Source organism: Janthinobacterium sp. 1L-D-8-B-C4, from assembly GCF_057291295.1.
This window is the reverse complement of sequence record NZ_JBXAVX010000015.1, coordinates 89,754-107,302: the sequence shown is the minus strand read 5'-3', so window position 1 is coordinate 107,302 and position 17,549 is coordinate 89,754. Positions and strand designations below refer to the sequence as shown.

Annotated in this window: 10 protein-coding genes and 4 tRNA genes; 4 read left to right on the top strand and 10 right to left on the bottom strand. The window is 59.4% G+C overall.

Annotated features, from left to right (window positions below; translation table 11 throughout):
- Positions 1 to 17: 17 nt before the first annotated feature.
- From AC0Z42_RS23070 to AC0Z42_RS23050, 5 genes are all read right to left on the bottom strand, one after another.
- A tRNA-Asp gene (locus AC0Z42_RS23070) sits at positions 18 to 94 on the bottom strand.
- A 56-nt stretch (positions 95 to 150) separates the two neighbouring features.
- Positions 151 to 226: transfer RNA gene (locus AC0Z42_RS23065), tRNA-Val, on the bottom strand.
- Positions 227 to 410: 184 nt separating this feature from the next.
- Positions 411 to 487: transfer RNA gene (locus tag AC0Z42_RS23060), tRNA-Asp, on the bottom strand.
- Between the two features lie 54 nt (positions 488 to 541).
- Positions 542 to 617, bottom strand: a tRNA-Val gene (locus AC0Z42_RS23055).
- Between the two features lie 103 nt (positions 618 to 720).
- Positions 721 to 2,862 carry a S9 family peptidase gene (locus tag AC0Z42_RS23050; protein WP_485470515.1) on the bottom strand — a complete coding sequence of 714 codons (2,142 nt, stop codon included), beginning with the start codon at positions 2,860 to 2,862 and terminating at the stop codon, positions 721 to 723.
- A gap of 176 nt (positions 2,863 to 3,038) precedes the next feature.
- Between AC0Z42_RS23050 and dinB the strand changes: the two genes are divergently transcribed.
- Positions 3,039 to 4,223: a DNA polymerase IV gene (gene dinB / locus AC0Z42_RS23045; RefSeq protein WP_485470514.1), complete on the top strand. Its 1,185-nt coding sequence runs from the start codon at positions 3,039 to 3,041 to the stop codon at positions 4,221 to 4,223.
- 117 nt (positions 4,224 to 4,340) lie between these two features.
- Positions 4,341 to 5,237, top strand: a complete 897-nt coding sequence (locus AC0Z42_RS23040) for a recombination-associated protein RdgC (RefSeq protein ID WP_485470513.1) — start codon at positions 4,341 to 4,343, stop codon at positions 5,235 to 5,237.
- Between the two features lie 129 nt (positions 5,238 to 5,366).
- Here the strand turns inward: AC0Z42_RS23040 and AC0Z42_RS23035 are convergent, their stop codons facing one another.
- Both AC0Z42_RS23035 and AC0Z42_RS23030 read right to left on the bottom strand, forming a co-directional pair.
- Complete coding sequence (locus tag AC0Z42_RS23035; RefSeq protein WP_485470512.1) at positions 5,367 to 8,102, bottom strand: TonB-dependent receptor; 2,736 nt, start codon at positions 8,100 to 8,102, stop codon at positions 5,367 to 5,369.
- 487 nt (positions 8,103 to 8,589) lie between these two features.
- Positions 8,590 to 9,075, bottom strand: coding sequence for an asparaginase domain-containing protein (locus AC0Z42_RS23030; protein WP_485470511.1), 486 nt, complete (start codon positions 9,073 to 9,075; stop codon positions 8,590 to 8,592).
- Between the two features lie 151 nt (positions 9,076 to 9,226).
- Here AC0Z42_RS23030 and AC0Z42_RS23025 point away from each other — a divergent pair, with 151 nt between their 5' ends.
- Positions 9,227 to 10,000, top strand: coding sequence for an L-asparaginase (locus tag AC0Z42_RS23025; protein WP_485470510.1), 774 nt, complete (start codon positions 9,227 to 9,229; stop codon positions 9,998 to 10,000).
- On the opposite strand, the gene AC0Z42_RS23020 is transcribed toward AC0Z42_RS23025, so the two are convergent.
- A complete protein-coding gene (locus tag AC0Z42_RS23020) occupies positions 9,978 to 11,003 on the bottom strand; it encodes a D-2-hydroxyacid dehydrogenase family protein (RefSeq protein WP_485470509.1) in 1,026 nt (341 codons plus the stop codon). The genes AC0Z42_RS23025 and AC0Z42_RS23020 overlap by 23 nt on opposite strands.
- Before the next feature lie 303 nt (positions 11,004 to 11,306).
- On the opposite strand from AC0Z42_RS23020, the gene AC0Z42_RS23015 reads away from it, so the two are divergent.
- Positions 11,307 to 13,178 (top strand): phosphoenolpyruvate carboxykinase (GTP), encoded by a 1,872-nt coding sequence (locus tag AC0Z42_RS23015; protein WP_485470508.1) that lies wholly within the window; start codon positions 11,307 to 11,309, stop codon positions 13,176 to 13,178.
- Positions 13,179 to 13,301: 123 nt separating this feature from the next.
- Here AC0Z42_RS23015 and AC0Z42_RS23010 read toward each other — a convergent pair whose 3' ends face one another.
- Entirely contained in the window at positions 13,302 to 13,973 is a 672-nt protein-coding gene (locus AC0Z42_RS23010; RefSeq protein WP_485470507.1) for a hypothetical protein, read from the bottom strand.
- Positions 13,974 to 14,608: 635 nt separating this feature from the next.
- On the bottom strand, positions 14,609 to 17,458 hold the full coding sequence (gene uvrA, locus AC0Z42_RS23005; protein WP_485470506.1) for an excinuclease ABC subunit UvrA: 2,850 nt from the start codon (positions 17,456 to 17,458) through the stop codon (positions 14,609 to 14,611).
- Positions 17,459 to 17,549: the final 91 nt, after the last annotated feature.

The window sequence follows — 17,549 nt, the reverse complement described above, 5'->3', positions numbered from 1 at the left end:
AAGGGCTTTTCTTTTATTGGCGGAGCGGACGGGACTCGAACCCGCGACCCCCGACGTGACAGGCCGGTATTCTAACCAACTGAACTACCACTCCAAGCTCGTATGATCTGTGTTGCTGATCCATGAAGCACTGGACAGTTTTCTGATTTTTGGTGGGTGCTGAGAGGCTCGAACTCCCGACCTACGCCTTGTAAGGGCGCCGCTCTACCAACTGAGCTAAGCACCCGCATACCCAGAAAACTATCCCGACGTTTGTCACCACGTCTGGAAGAGGCACTATTATAGAGGGCAGATTCCCGCTTGCGCAACTAAAAGTGCAAAAAATTTTCAAGGAAAACAAAGCGATGATTTTCTGGCGCCACAATGGGAAAAGCCCTTCGGTTCAAAGAACCAAAGGGCTTTTCTTTTATTGGCGGAGCGGACGGGACTCGAACCCGCGACCCCCGACGTGACAGGCCGGTATTCTAACCAACTGAACTACCACTCCAAGCTCGTATGATCTGTGTTGCCGATCCATGAAGCACTGGACAGTTTTCTGATTTGGTGGGTGCTGAGAGGCTCGAACTCCCGACCTACGCCTTGTAAGGGCGCCGCTCTACCAACTGAGCTAAGCACCCGATGCTTGCTTGTCTCAGAAAACCATCCCGACGTTTGTCACCACGTCTGGAAGAGGCGCTATTATAGGATGGCAAAAATCCTTCTGCAAGCGCTTTTTTCAAATTATTCGTCGATGCCCCATTGCGACAGCATCCACGCCATATTGAAGGCGTTCTCCTTGATCGCGTCATAGCGGCCGGAAGCGCCACCGTGGCCGGCGCCCATATTGGTTTTCAGCAGCAGCGGATTCTTGTCCGTTTTATAGGCGCGCAGCTTGGCCACATACTTGGCCGGCTCCCAGTACATCACCTGGCTGTCATTCAGGCCGGTAGTCACCAGCATCGACGGATAGGCCTTGCGGGCAATATTGTCGTACGGCGAATAGCTGAGCATGTAGTCATAGGCCGCCTTCTGGTTCGGATCGCCCCATTCCAGGTACTCGCCGGTGGTCAAGGGCAGGCTGGCGTCCATCATGGTGTTCATCACATCGACAAACGGCACGGCCGCGTGCACCGCGTGGAACAATTCGGGGCGCAGATTGACGACGGCGCCCATCAACAGGCCGCCGGCGCTGCCGCCCTGGATGATCAAACGGTTCGGGCTGGTCCATTTTTCGCGCACCAGGTAGTCGGCGCTGTCGATGAAGTCATTGAAGGTGTTTTTCTTTTTCATCAGCATGCCGTCTTCATGCCAGGCTTCGCCCATGTCGGTGCCGCCACGGATATGCGCCTGCGCATAGACCACGCCACGCTCCAGCAGGCTGATGCGGCTGATGGCAAAGCCCGCTTCCGTCGAGATGCCGTAGGAGCCATACGAATACAGCAGCAGCGGCGCCGAACCGTCGCGCTTGACGCCCTTCTTGTAGACGATCCACAGCGGCACTTGCACGCCGTCGCGCGCTTTTACCCACAGGCGTTCGGTGGCATAGCGGCTGGCGTCATAGCCACCGACGATTTCCTGCTGTTTCAGCACCGTGCGCTGGCCATCCTTCATGTTGACGTCAATCACCGTCGGCGGCGTGATCGGCGACTGGTACGACATGCGAAATTGCGCGGCATTGAATTCCGGCGTGCCGGCCGCGTTGGCCAGGTAGACCGGGTCATCGAACTTGACCGTCTTCCATTGCTTGCTGTGGAAATCGTAGATACGGGCGCGGTTCAGGGCGCGCGCTTTTTCCATCACCACCAGGTAGTCCTGGAACACATCGAGCGACTTGATGACGGCATCCTTGTCGTGCGGCACCATTGGACGCCAGTTTTTCGGCTGTGGCGCGCTCAGGGGCGCGCTGACGATGCGGAAGTTTTTTGCGTCCTTGTTGGTCAGGATATACAACTGGCCATCGCGGTGCTCGACGCTGTAGCGGTGGCCTTTTTCGCGTGGCAATACCTGCCGGAATTGGCCATCGGGCGTGCTGGTCGACAACAGCTGCACATCGCTGGTATCGGTGCTGCCGGCGCGCAAGGCAAAAAACTGTTTGTCTTGCGTACGGTTGATGCTGATGGAAAATTGTTCGACACCCTCGTGATACACCTGCTGCGGCGGAGCACCCAGGTTGAGGCGGAACAGGCGGTCCGAGCGCTTGGTGGTGGCGTCTTCCTGCACCAGCATCAGGGTGGCGTTGTTGGCGGCCCAGGCCAGCGAGGTGACGCGCGGCATGGTATCAACCAGCAGCTTGCCGGTTTTCAGATCCTTGATGTGCAGTTCGTACTGGCGAAAGCCGGTGGTGTCGGTGGTGTAGGCCAGCAACTGTTCGTTCGGGCTGACGGCAAACGCGCGCACCGAAAAGAAGGTGTGGCCTTCGGCCAGTTGGTTCTGGTCCAGCAGGATTTCTTCTGTTGCTTGCGCGTCATACGCGCCGTTGGTGCCAGCCGGCCGGCGGCAGCTGATCGCGTATTGCTTGCCCGCTTCGGTGCGCGTGTAATAGTAAAAATTGCCCATGCGTACAGGCACCGACAGGTCCACTTCCTGCATGCGGCCCTTGATCTCGCCGAACAGTTTGTCGGCCAGCGGCTGTATCGGGGCTGTCACGGCCGCCGTATAGGCGTTTTCCGCATTCAGGTAATCGATCACGGCGGGATCGGTCTTCTTTTGCAGCCAGCGGTAGTCGTCGGTCACGACCGTGCCGTGGCGGGTTTCCTGCCAAGCAGACTTGGCGGCGACGGGCGCGTCGGCCGCCGTCGCGAGTGGCGCCAGGGTGGACAGCAGCAGGGCCGGCAGACTCATGGCCAGACGGACGGTGTGCGAATAGCGTGATAGGCGAGACAAGGCAACTCCTTTGTAGTGTTGTGGCAAGATTCTATTCTTGCTACCCGGAAAAGCAAGCAATGATCCTGTTGGTTCGGTCGCAACTTGCCATATCGTCCGTTTCGGGTAATACTGTATGCATGACCAGTATCTTGCCGCCAATGTGTTGCGGCAGACCCAACCGCCGCGAGGTGTCCTTGACCGCATCCGTTTCCCCATCGCCTGAATCGCTCACGCCGCGTCGTTGGATCGCGCACCTGGATATGGACGCCTTTTTCGCCTCGGTCGAATTGCTGAAATATCCGGAGTTGCGTGGCGAAGCCGTCGTTATCGGCGGCGGTCGCCTGCAGCAGCCGGTGTTGCAGCCGGACGGCACGCGCCAGTTTGCCCGCATGCGCGACTATGTGGGGCGCGGCGTGGTCACCACCTCTACTTACGCCGCACGTGCGTTCGGCGTGTTTTCGGCGATGGGCATCATGAAGGCGGCCAAGCTGGCGCCCGACAGCATCTTGCTGCCGGCCGACTTCGAGGCCTACCGCGAGTATTCCACCCGCTTCAAGCAGGCGGTGGCAAGCCTCGCGCCGGTGATCCAGAACGTTGGCATCGATGAGATCTATATTGACCTGACCGAACACGGCAACGATGCGCCGGCGTTTGCGGCCAGGCTGAAGGCGGCCGTGTTCGAGGCCACCGGCCTGTCGTGCTCGGTTGGTTTGGCGCCGAACAAATTGCTGGCAAAAATCTGCTCCGACCTGGAAAAGCCCGATGGTCTCACCATCTTGCACCCGGAAGATATCGCCACGCGCGTGTGGCCCTTGCCGGCAAAAAAGATCAACGGCATCGGCCCGAAAGCCACCGCCAAGCTCGAAGCGATGGGGATAGTCACCATTGGCGAGCTGGCCCAGGCCGACCTGGCCGTGTTGCGCACCCAGTTTGGCGATTTGTATACGGGCTGGCTGCACCAGGCGGCGCTGGGCATCGATGACCGCCCGGTGCAGACCAGCCGCGAAACCAAGTCGGTCAGCCGTGAAACCACCTTCGAGCGCGACCTTCAGGTGGTGCGCGACCGCGCCGTGCTGTCGGAAAAACTGGAAAGCCTGTGCACGCGGGTGGCGGGCGACCTCGACAAGCATGCGCTGGCCGGTCGCACGGTGGGCATCAAGTTGCGCTTTGAAGACTTCAGCACCGTCACGCGCGATATCACCTTGCCCAGCGCCACGGCGGACGCGGCGGCGATTCTGCGCGCCACGCGCGACTGCCTGCGGCGGGTACCGTTCGAAAAGAAAATCCGCCTGTTGGGGGTGCGCATTTCCACCCTGTGCGACCCGTCCCAGGTAACGCGGCAGGCGCCGGCCCAGGCCGAGCTATTCCCCGCCTTGTAGCTGTTCAGATCTCTATTTCAAGCATTGCGCCAGAGCGCGCTTTTGACGGCAGGAACGTGTCGAAAGTGTAGAATGGCGTCCTATTAGCTCCAACGAAACAACCGGAAGACAAAAACTATGTGGTTCAAGAATCTTCAGATTTACCGCCTGCCCGCGCCGTGGGCTTACACGCCAGAACAACTGGAAGAGGCGCTGTCCTCGAACAAATTCACGCCCGCCACCAGCATGGACCTGATGCGCCAGGGCTGGGATACGCCACGCCCGAATGGCGGCCTGGTGCATGTGGTCAACAAGCAGATGCTGATCCTGCTGGGCACGGAAAAGAAACTGCTGCCGGCCACCGTGATCAACCAGGTGGCGAAAGCGCGCGCGGCTGAAATGGAAGAAGCGCAAGGCTTTGCACCTGGCAAGAAAGCCATGAAGGAATTGAAGGAGCGCGTGGCCGACGAACTGCTGCCGCGCGCCTTCAGCATCCGCAGCAATGTGTGGACCTGGATCGACCCGGTCAATGGCTGGCTGGTGATCGATGCGGCCAGCCCGGCGAAAGCCGACGAAGTGATCAAGCTGCTGCTGAAAGCGGTCGACAAGCTGCCGCTGGAAAGCCTGCGCGTGCAGCGCTCGCCGGTGGCGGTGATGACGGAGTGGCTGCAGGCCGATGACGCGCCGGCTGGCTTCACGGTCGACATGGACACCGAATTGCGCGCCACCGGCGAGAGCAAGGCCACGGTGCGCTATGTGCGCCACACCCTGGAAGCGGACGACGTGCGCCGCCATATCGCGGCCGGCAAGCAGTGCACGCGCCTGGCCATGACCTGGAACGACAAGATCTCGTTCGTGCTGACCGAATCCTTGGCGATCAAGAGCATCAAGCCGCTCGACGTGATCAAGGAAACCGAATCGAGCACCAAGAACGACGAAGAACGTTTCGATGGCGACATGATGCTGATGACGGGCGAGCTCTCCAAACTGATGGCAGACGTGGTCGAAGCACTGGGCGGCGAAGCGACGGCATAAGTTATTGCCATACCAACGAAAGAGCCGCTAGCGGCTCTTTTTTTCGTCCACTTTTTTGCCGAGACGTAAAAAAGCGCCCTGCACGGTGAAGTGCAGGGCGCCTGGTCAAGCCTGATTCAAAACGTCAAATCAGAACTTGTAGTTGCCGGTGATGTAGAACGAACGCATCATTGGATCGGCGTAGCGTGGATCGAAACCGATCTGGTGACCCGACGAAGCGCGCAGCGACAGCGGTGGTGCACGGTCGAACAGGTTCTTGATGCCGGCACGGATCGTCGTCGATTTGTTGACGGCGAAACGGCCTTGCCAGTCGATGGTCGTGTACGAAGGCACTTCCAGGCGGATCGCTTCGTTCTTGCCGGTACCGAGGTTGCGTACCGTTGCTTCAGCATCGGTGTAGCCGTTGCGGTAGCTGGCGATCAGGGTGTTGGTCATGCGGCCGCTTTCGAAGCTGACATTCAACTTGATCAGGTTACGGAACGTCACTGCATCGGTCAGGCCGAAGTAGTTCATGTTGGTGGTCCACTGATCAGCCGTACCTGGCACGGTGTAGTCAGCTTTCAACATGTGGGTACCGCTCAGGTTGGCGGTCAGCTTGCCGAAGTCAAACTTGTGGTTTGCCGACATGTCCCAGTCGATACCGCGGTTATGCGTCTTGCCGATGTTCATCGCCAGCGACTTGAACGCATAGTAGGTGTTGCCGGTCGATGGCTCGGTGTACAGGCCAAACAGCGAGTTGTACAGCGCTGGATTGCCGAACGCCTGGGCTTCGCTGACTGCCGAAACCGCATCGGTGATCTTCACATCCCACAGGTCGGCACCGAACGAGTAGGCCGAAGTTGGTTCAATACGGAAACCAATGGTGAATTGTTTCGATTTTTCCGATTTCAGGTTTTCGTTACCGCCCGACAATTCGTTGTACTGGGTCGACGACGAACGGCAGTACTGCGTGCCTGGGAACGGGCAATCGTAGGACTTGGCGGTAAAGCCGGCATTGACCAATGGCTGGCCGATGTCGAGCATGTCAGGTGCCTTGAAGCCGGTACCGTAGGAACCGCGGATCAGGACGGTCTGTACTGGCTGCCAGCGGGCCGACACTTTATAGGTGTTGGCGCTGTCGCTCTTGCCCATCTTGGTGTTGGTGATACCGTTGTCGATCGACGATACATTGTCGTAACGGCCGCCAACGGTGACTTCCAGCGATTTGGTGATTGGCGCCAGCAACTCGACGAATACACCATAGGTATCGCGGCTCAGGTCGTAAGCTGGCGATTCGTTGAAGTTGTAGATGGTGCTGCTGTTGGCATTGCCGTTTGGCGATTGCTCGTAGCGGTAGGTACGGTAGTCGCCGCCCACGCCGATGCTGGCCTTGCCGCCTGGCAGGTCGAACAACTCGCGCGAACCGTGGGTATCGACGCCGCGCATGGTGGTCGATGCGGTGCGGATCGAGCCGTTGTACTGCGATGCATCGATTTGCGATTGCAGGGCAGCCGATTGCGTGCCGGCGAATGGATTGAACAGCGGGTTGGCGACGATGGCGCGGAATTCCGCGTTTTTCGCGTAGCCACCGGTGTAGCGCTCGTCGATCGCGTTTTGCGACCAGGTCAGGCCGCTTTCAACGTTCCACGAAGCCACTTCGCCTTCCACGCCGACCACCATGTGCTTGGTTTCGGTGATGGTGTTGCTCGAACGCAGACCCCAGTCGGTGGTGCGGTAGTTGGCGGTCACCGATTTGACGTCGGCGCGTTGCGCAGGCGTCAGGTAAGGCGACACATAGGTGTTGTACAGCGCGCTGTTCTTGGCGATCGAGATCGGTACTGGATTGGCGGCGATACGGGCGGTCAGGTCATACCGCGACAGGGCCATTTCCGCAAACGCATTCAGATTCTCGTTGATCTTGTACGTGCCCTTGAGGAACAGGCTGTCGCGTTTCGATTGCGGCAAGATTTCAACGGTCGAACCGGTATCGAAACCGCAAGCACGCGAGTTAGCCAGGGTGACGTAGTTGTCCGGTGCGCAGTTGCCGTTTTTCAGCAGGTAAGGACTGAAGGCGGTCGACGGCGTATTGACGTTGTTGTAGGCAACCGTTGCACCGGCAGGCGATGCCGAGGTGCTGGTGCGGTCCCAGATGTAGTTCTTGCCATTGCGCGAGAACGGTACGAACGAGCTGCGGGCAAACGAACGGTCGGTGGCGCGCAGTTTTTCCTGTTCGTCGTGGCGATACGAGAACAGCACGTTGTAGCGGTCTTCGTCCAGGTCGCCGAAACCGGCGGTGACATTGGCATTCCAGGCGTTGCCGCCTCGGTCTTCAGGACCGCCATAGGTCGCTTCCAGGGTAGCACCCTGGACATTTTTCTTCAGGATGAAGTTGATCACGCCGGCAATCGCGTCCGAACCGTACAGGGCCGAAGCGCCGTCGGTCAGGATTTCCACGCGCTCGATGGCGCTCATTGGAATCGCGTTCAGATTGACGGAGGTACCCGAACCTTGTGGCGCGATACGGCGGCCGTTCAGCAGCACCAGGGTGTAGGACTCGCCGATATCATGGATCGACGCGCTGGTGCGGCCGCCCGAGTTCGAACCTGCGGCGACGGCGCCGATGGTGAAGCCTTGCATCGCTGGCAGTGCTTGCATCAGGTCGGCGACGGTGGTCGCGCCTGTTTTGGCGATCGCTTCTTGCGTCAGGCGCTGCACTGGCAGTGCGCCTTCGACGGCGATACGTTTGATACTGGAGCCGGTAATTTCGACTTTTTGTACGACTTCCTGCTCCTGCGCCATTGCCTGGCCGCTCAACAAGACACTACCTGCCAGGACGGTCAGGGCCAGGCGCACGCTGCGAACGCCAATCTTTTCTTTAAATGCCATTATAACAATTACTCCGTAGTAGTTTTAATAACGACAAGCGGCGCACGAGCAACTTCACGGTCAGCGGGTAGCGGGCCGGTAATGCTGTACACAGTAGGCTGATCCACATCGGACAGATGAGAACGACCGTATCGCACAATATTGTTATAAATGCACTTTTTGCTTGCCGAGACAAACATTATGTCGTCTCAGCAATAAAAAAAGGAACTCAACCATGTAGGATTTGGCAATAAATTGTGGATACTGAAGAATATTTCATAGAATGTTAAATGTTAAGATTTATATTCTTAAATATTGCCGATGTAAGCAATTATTACTGGCGTTTTTTTACAACAGAAAACTGTTCGTATTGAAAAATAACTATTTTACCGATCATAATTCAATGGTTTCACTAAAATTGCAGAATTTTTAACAGGCGAAAAAAAGCCCGCCAAAGGCGGGCTGCATGAATTGTGTCGGCGCACTGGCGCCGGTTTGGCTGAATTGCCTATAAAGGCTGGAACACGCCGGCGGCGCGGTTTTTCTGCACATTGTCCCAGGCAAAAATCTGCCCGTTCATCGCCACATACACGCCGGCCGGCAGCGCTTGGGCCACGCCGCAGGCAAAGCCCAGGTTGAACAGCGCATCGGAGTTGGCGATTTCATACGGAATCATGGCGCCGGTCAGGATAATGGTCTGCTGCAACTGCGCCGCGCCCAGCACTTGCGCCGTTTCGCGCATGGTGTCGGTGCCGTGAATGATGACGATGGCTTTTTCTTGCGCCGCGCGGCACGAGGCCAGCACGCGCTGGCGGTCGGCATCCTGCATGTCGAGCGAGTCCAGCAAGGGCAGCTGCTCCAGCGCCACCGGCGCCGTCATGCGCGCGCGCGCGATGGCGGCAGGCAAATGACTGTCGGAAAAACCCAGGGTGCCGTTCAATTCGTTGTAATGCTTGTCGAAAGTGCCGCCGGTGGCGAGGATGCGCAAGGTCATGATGTGGTCACGATGTCAGTGGAGAATGACGCGCATGATAGCGTGAATAATGGCGCCCGGGCGAGCAAAGCTTATTGCGCCGCCTCTGGAAAATTCGCTCATCTGTGAGTACACTTGATTCTTTGTTCCTGCTCCGGCTCGATGATTCCCCATGAAAGCGCTTGCTCCCGGCACCGTCATTTTTCACCGCCATCGCGGCTATGGTGTGATCACGTCCGTCAACTTGCTGACCGGCTGGATCGCCGCGCGCTTCGGCAGCGAATCGCGCACGCTGGACCTGAACCTGTCCACCGATGACGTCGAGTTTGCCGATGGCGAAGCAATCCGCTTTCGCCGCGCGCCCCCCGATCGCATGCCACATGCGCGGCTGATGGCGATGGTGCGCGAGTTGCATCGCGCCGGCTATCAGAAGCTGTATCTGTATTCCTGGCCCAAACCGTCCGGCCTGCACTGGCGCTGGCATTTGTTTACCGGCCCGCGCGACTGGCTGCAGCGGCCCTGGCGCGAAGGCTGGTATGGCTCGGGCGCCGACTACAATGTCAATCCCGTGATGGGTTGGGGCGATACGCCGGGCGCCACCACGGCCGAGCTGGTTGACGCGCTGGCGCGCTTCGACCCGCAAGGACTGGCCCAGGCGCTGGGCCGCGACGAAGATCATGCGGCTTGGTTCGGGCAGGTCTGCGACGCCTTGCTGCCCAATTATATGTACAGCCTGGACATGCCGCGCGAACCAGGCGCGCCCTTGCCCGAGATGCCGCCGGTGCCGGTGATTGCCGTGCGCGCCGGCTTGCCGCCGTATGCCGGCCCGATGATTGCCTGGCCGCCAGGCTGGACTGGCCTGTGGTCGCGTCCGTACGTGCTGCCGGCGCCAGCCATCAGCATCACGGGCGAACCGGACCTGCTCAAGGGTTTCCAGCGCTCCTGAATGCTTGCTGCCGTGCATGCTCCAGCACTTCCGGGTTCAGCAGGCGCGTGCATTGCCCCTGCTCGTAGTCGACGATGTTCTGCAGCGCATAGCTGAAATACAGTTCATAGCCGTCACGCTCCACGTAGCCCAGGTGTGGCGTGGCCAGCACATTGGGCAGTTGCAACAGCGGTGACGTGGGCGGCAGGGGCTCGTCGGTAAACACATCGAGCGCGGCCGCGCCCGGGCGCCCTTGCGGCAGGGCCGCTGCCAAAGCCCCGTCAGCTACCAGCTCGGCACGGCTGGTATTGACGAACAGGGCCGTCGGTTTCATGCGCGCCAGGTCCTGCGCCGTGACGATGGCGCGCGTCTTGTCGGACAGGCGCAGGTGCAGGCTGAGCACATCGGCCTGCGCAAAAAAGTCCTCGCGCGACTGCGCCGCCGTGTCGCCGGCCGCCGCCGCCGCCGCGCGGCTCGCTTCGCTGCCCCATACCAATATCCGCATGCCGAATGCACGGCCATAGCCGGCGATCAACTGGCCGATCTTGCCGTAGCCCCAGATCGCCAGGGTGCGCCCCTTGAGCGCCGTGCCCAGCGTATTTTGCGCCGGCTCCAGCGAGGCCATCTGCCACAAGCCCTCTTTCAGGTTCTGTGCGTACGGCACGATCTTGCGCTGGGCCGCCATGATCAGGGCCCACGTCAGCTCGGCCGGCGCCGTCGGCGAACCGACGCCTTCGGCAATCGCGATGCCCAGCTCGGTGGCCGCCGCCACATCCACATGGCCGCTGACCTTGCCCGTTTGCGACAGCAGCTTCAGATTGGGCAGCTTGGCCAGCAGGGCGCGGTTGAAACTGCTGCGCTCGCGTATCAGCACCAGCGCGTCAAACGGCGCCAGGCGGATAGCCAGCTGGCCCAGCCCGCGCGCCGTATTGCTGAACACTTTTACGTCATGTCCTGCAATTAACTTGAAACAATCGAGGCCGCGCACGGCATCCTGATAATCATCGAGTATGGCAATTTTCATGGAAGTTGACCGATTTCAATGTGGATTTGGTAGCGAAATAACAGGATACAGGCAATGCCGAATAGCCTACTACATTAGTCGGACTATTCTCCTACATTTTTGCGAGAATAGCGGTTTTTCGGGTGTACAATCGCCGACACTTTGCAGCATCCTGATGCATGCACCGCGCGCCCCCAGGCGCAAACACCTGCCGCCAGCGCCACGCGCTGCGGCGGGCACGACAGTCAAGCAGCCGGCGTGAGTGCACCGCGGCAGGGCTGTCTGCCTGAATGACCAGAATTCTTAATTGGTATTGGAGGTAGTATGAATCAGCCCGTCATGGGTGGCGTTGCCACACTCAACGTCCCAGCTTATATTAAACAACAGAAACTGATCAATTGGGTGGCCGATATTGCCGCGCTGACCAAGCCCGACCGTATCTACTGGTGCGATGGCTCGCAGGAAGAGTACGAGCGCCTGTGTGCCGAGATGGTTGCCAGCGGCACCATGAAAAAACTCAACGCCGACAAGCGTCCGAACTCCTACCTGGCCTGCTCCGACCCAAGCGACGTGGCGCGTGTTGAAGACCGTACTTATATCTGCTCGGCAACCAAAGAAGCGGCCGGCCCGACCAATAACTGGACCGAACCGGGCGAGATGCGCCACACCCTGAACGGCCTGTTCGACGGCTGCATGCAGGGCCGTACCATGTATGTCGTACCGTTCTCGATGGGTCCGCTGGGCTCGCCGATCGCGCATATCGGCGTGGAATTGTCCGATTCGCCTTATGTTGCCGTCAACATGAAAATCATGACCCGCATGGGCCGCGCCGTGTATGACGTGCTCGGTACCGATGGCGAGTTCGTGCCTTGCGTGCACAGCGTGGGCGCGCCGCTGGCCGCCGGCCAGGCCGACGTCAAATGGCCATGCAACAGCACCAAATACATCGTGCATTTCCCGGAAACGCGCGAGATCTGGTCCTACGGTTCGGGCTATGGCGGCAACGCCCTGCTGGGCAAGAAATGCTTCGCGCTGCGCATCGCCTCGAACATGGGCTACCAGGAAGCACAAGCCTCTGCCGAAGCGCCGGGCTGGCTGGCCGAACACATGCTGATCCTCGGCGTGGAGTCGCCGGAAGGCAAGAAGCATTACGTGGCGGCGGCCTTCCCGTCGGCCTGCGGCAAGACCAACTTCGCCATGCTGATTCCACCGGCCAGTTTCCAGGGCTGGAAAGTGACCACCATCGGCGACGATATCGCCTGGATCAAGCCCGGTGCCGATGGCCGTTTGTACGCCATCAACCCGGAAGCGGGTTACTTTGGCGTGGCGCCCGGCACCAATGAAAAAACCAATTTCAACTGCATGGCCTCGATGCGTGAAAACACCATCTTCACCAACGTCGCGCTGACCGACGATGGCGATGTCTGGTGGGAAGGCCTGACGAAAGAAGCGCCGAGCCACCTGATCGACTGGCAGGGCAAGGACTGGACACCGGCGTCCGGCACCAAGGCCGCCCATCCGAACGCGCGCTTTACGGTTGCGGCGACGCAAAACCCGGTGATCGACGCCGCCTGGGACGACCCGGCCGGCGTGCCGATCTCGGCCTTCATCTTCGGTGGCCGCCGCTCGACCACCGTGCCGCTGGTGACCGAAGCGCGCAACTGGGTCGAAGGCGTCTACATGGCCGCCACCATGGGTTCCGAAACCACGGCCGCCGCCGTTGGCCAGATGGGCGTGGTACGCCGCGATCCATTTGCCATGTTGCCGTTTATCGGCTATAACATGAGCGACTATTTCCAGCACTGGCTGGACATGGGCGTGAAAGTGGGCAAAGTCAACCCGGCGGCGCTGCCGAAGATCTATTGCGTCAACTGGTTCCGTACCGACGAAGCCGGAAAATTCGTCTGGCCTGGCTTCGGCGACAATATGCGCGTGCTGAAATGGATGCTCGAACGCATCGAAGGCAAGACCGGCGGCGTGGAAAACCTGTTCGGCACCACGCCCGAATATGGTGACCTGAACTGGGACGGCCTGCCGTTCACGCAAGAGCAATTCGACACCATCACCTCGATCGACAAGGCGGCGTGGGTGGAAGAATTGAAATTGCATACGGAATTGTTTGAAAAGCTGGCGTATCATCTGCCGCAGGAACTGGCCGACAACAAGGCCGCGCTGGAAAAACGCCTGGCTGCATAAGAGTTTAAGTGGGGGGAGACGCACGCTGGCAAAGACCGGCGTGTGATAAAAGACGCGCCGGCAATGACCGGCGTGCTAGCAGAGAGAAACGGCGCGGATTGCATGAGCAATACGCGCCGTTTTTTAATGTCCGCGCGATGGCGGCCAGCCGGTCTTGGCTGGTACGAAATAGATCGGGTACACCTCATCCATCATTTTGGGACATTGCCCGGGCTTTTCTGCAGGAAATGTGATGCCGAGCGCAGCTGTCTCATGCAGGCTGTCTTCCACTTCCAGCATGCCCGCATATGCCTTGATCTGGCGTGGCGCCGGTGACTGGCAGTCGCCGATAGCCAGCTCCCGGCCATTGCCGTGAAAGCTGCCGCCATACGGAATGGACACGCACAGGGCAGGCAAGTATTGGAACGACGCAAATCGTCCGACCGACCCGAATTGCCGCCTGTCTGCCTGCAGCAATTGGTGCTGCATGAAATACAGCAGTTGCGGCCGGTATGGTTCATATGCCGCCGGCAGTACAAGACGCAATGGCTGGGTGGCCAGGGTCGCCAGGATATCGCAACTACCGCCACGTGCGACAAGCAATTTTTCGCGCGTTGCTGTGCCGTCGGTACGTACGGTGAACATGGCATTGCCATCGATCGCCAGCGACCGGCTATCCATGCGCAGCTCGGCCTTCAGTCGCCGCTTGCCCTCCCTGTATTCAATCTGGTAAATCTTGCCCGGCTTGAAGCCGTCGCGTGCTTCGACGCGGTACAGGCCATAGGCCGCATCGACTTCTTCGCTGATATCGCGCAACCATGCTCTATAGCAAATCGCTTGACCTTGTTATCAGGGGCTTCCTGTTCGTGCCCGGGCAAGTCGTGTCCCAATGCCTCCAAGGTACGGCACACAGTCAAGCCTGCGTTGGCAGGTTTGCTGCATTGCTGCATCTGCGGGTTGCCAAGAAAGAAGCCTTCCCGTTGTTTGCCCATTTGTTTTTCCACTCTCAGCCGCACCAGTCGCGCAGGCAAGCTGCGGCCGGAACCTTGTTCGCGAATGTGAAACTGTTTCGCGGACAACGGTATCGGAACGCTGACGATGTGGTGGCCATCGTTTCCGATGACCAGGGCATCAGGATAATCATCAAAAAGGAACAGGATGCCGCGGGCATTCGCCGGCAGGGTGATCGATGCTGGATGCTTGGCCGTCGCTGCGGCAAGATGCAGGAATTTGCCCGCTTCCTCCGGTGGACAGAAACAGCCCATTGCCGCGCCAGGCAACAGCGCTAAAGCGAGCGCCAGATGGCAGCGCATCTGCTTGAGCAAGGAAAAGACGGTGTGATACATGGAAGCGTGAATACACAAAAGGAACCAGTCCGAAGAAAACAGTTTCCCATAGAAAAATCCCCCGGGCAAGACAACTGGCCGGGGGATCGTGAGGACAAGCGGACCTTACTGCTTGAGCAGCGGCCCCAAGTATTTACCCGTCACGCTGGCCGGATTCAAGGCCACTTCTTCCGGCGTGCCGGTGGCGATGATCTGCCCGCCGCCGGCGCCGCCTTCGGGGCCCAGGTCGACGATCCAGTCGGCCGTCTTGATCACGTCAAGGTTGTGCTCGATGATCACCAGGGTGTTGCCCTGGTCGCGCAGGCGGTGGATCACTTTCATCAGCAGGTCGATATCGTGGAAGTGCAGGCCAGTGGTCGGCTCGTCCAGGATATACAGCGTGCGGCCGGTGTCGCGCTTCGACAATTCCAGCGACAGTTTCACGCGCTGCGCCTCGCCGCCTGACAGGGTGGTGGCACTCTGGCCCAGCTTGATGTAACCCAGGCCCACGTCGAGCAGGGTCTGCAGCTTGCGCGCGATCAGTGGCACCGGCTTGAAGAATTCATGCGCTTCCTCCACCGTCATGCCCAGCACCTCGGTGATGTTCTTGCCCTTGTATTGCACTTCCAGCGTTTCGCGGTTGTAGCGCTTGCCGTGGCACACATCGCACGGTACATACACGTCCGGCAAGAAGTGCATCTCGACCTTGATCACGCCATCGCCCTGGCACGCTTCGCAGCGCCCGCCCTTGACGTTGAACGAGAAGCGGCCCGCGCTGTAACCGCGCTCCTTGGCCGTCGGCACGGTCGAGAACAGGTCGCGGATCGGCGTAAACAAGCCGGTATAGGTGGCCGGGTTCGAACGCGGGGTGCGGCCGATCGGTGCCTGGTCGACCGAAATGACCTTGTCGAAATGCTCGAGGCCGCTGATCGAATCGTGCGGCGCCGGTTCCGTTTGCGAGCCGTACAAATGGCGCGACAGGGCCGGATACAGGGTGTCGTTCACCAGCGATGACTTGCCCGAACCGGACACGCCCGTCACGCAGGTCATCAGGCCCACCGGCAGGCTCAACGACACCTTTTTCAGGTTGTTGCCGGTCGCGCCCGTGATCACCAGTTGCTTTTCCGGATTGCTGGCATGGCGCTTCTTGGGCACCGCGATTTTCAGCTTGCCGTTCAGGTATTGCGCCGTCAGCGACTTCTTGTTCTTCAGGATGTCCTTCAGGGTGCCTTCGGCAATGATCTCGCCACCGTGCACGCCGGCGCCCACGCCCATGTCGACGATATAGTCGGCGGTGCGGATCGCGTCTTCGTCATGCTCGACCACCAGCACGCTGTTGCCGATATCGCGCAAGTGTTTCAGCGTTTCGATCAGGCGGTCATTGTCGCGCTGGTGCAGGCCGATCGACGGTTCATCGAGCACATACATCACGCCCGTCAGGCCCGAGCCGATCTGCGACGCCAGGCGGATGCGCTGCGCTTCGCCGCCGGACAGCGTATCGGCGCTGCGGTCCAGCGACAGGTAATCGAGGCCCACATTGTTGAGGAATTTCAAACGCGAAATGATCTCTTTCACCACCCGGTCGGCGATCTCTTTCTTGGCGCCCGTCAATTTCAGTTTCTCAAAGAAATCAAGGGTGTCGCGCAGCGGCTTTTCCGCCACTTCATAGATGGCGCGCTGTTGCTTGCCGGTGCCGACTTTTACATGGCGCGCTTCGACCCTCAGGCGCGCGCCGTCGCAGGACGGGCAGCATTTTTCGTTGATGAACTTGGCCAGCTCTTCTTTCACCGCCATCGAATCGGTTTCGCGGTAGCGGCGCTGCAAATTGTTGACCACGCCTTCAAACGTGTGTTCCTTGACCACCGTGCGGCCGCGCTCGTTCACATAGCTGAATGGAATTGATTGCTTGCCCGAGCCGTACAGCACCGCTTGCTGGGCGTTCAGTTCCAGCTGCTCGAACGGCATGTCGAGATCAAACTCGTAAAAATCGGCCAGGTTCGACAGCATCTGGAAATAAAATTGGTTGCGGCGGTCCCAGCCCTTTACGGCGCCCGAGGCCAGCGACAGGTTCGGGAACGCGACAATGCGTTTCGGGTCAAAGAATTCAATGTGGCCCAGGCCATCGCATTCCGGGCAGGCGCCCATCGGATTGTTAAACGAGAACAGGCGCGGTTCGAGTTCCTGCAGCGAATAGCCGCACTCGTTGCAGGCAAATTTGTTCGAAAACACCTGTTCCTGCGCGGTATCCATTTCGTAGGCCACGGCGCGGCCATCGGCCAGGCGCAGGGCCGTTTCAAAACTTTCCGCCAGGCGCTGCTTGATCTCCTGGTTGACCTTGACCCGGTCGATCACCACGTCGATCGTGTGTTTTTCGGTCTTTTTCAGTTTCGGCAGGTCGTCGACTTCATAGATCTTTGCCTCATGCGTACCGCTTTGCACGCGAAAACGCACGAAGCCCTGCGCCTGCATCTGTTCGAACAGGTCGACGTGTTCACCCTTGCGGTTGGCCACCACTGGCGCCAGTATCATCAGCTTGGTGTCTTCCGGCATCGCCAGCACGGCGTCGACCATTTGCGACACGGTCTGCGCGGCCAGCGCGTGTTCCGGATGGTTGATGCAATACGGCGTGCCGACGCGCGCATACAGCAGGCGCAGGTAATCGTGGATTTCCGTCACCGTGCCCACGGTCGAGCGCGGATTGTGCGAGGTGGCTTTCTGTTCGATCGAAATGGCCGGCGACAAGCCTTCGATCAGGTCGACGTCGGGCTTTTCCATCAGTTGCAGAAACTGGCGCGCATACGCCGACAGCGACTCGACATAGCGGCGCTGTCCTTCCGCATACAGGGTGTCGAAAGCCAGCGAGGACTTGCCGGAGCCGGACAGGCCGGTAATCACGATCAGCTTGTTGCGCGGCAAATCGAGATTGATATTCTTGAGGTTATGCGTGCGAGCGCCGCGAATGCGGATCTGTTCCATGTGATTAGCCTTGCTTTCAGTGGGATGCGGCGGGCACGTACCGCCTGGGAACGTGCCGACAACGGGTCAATTTGTTACTATAGCCGGGTTT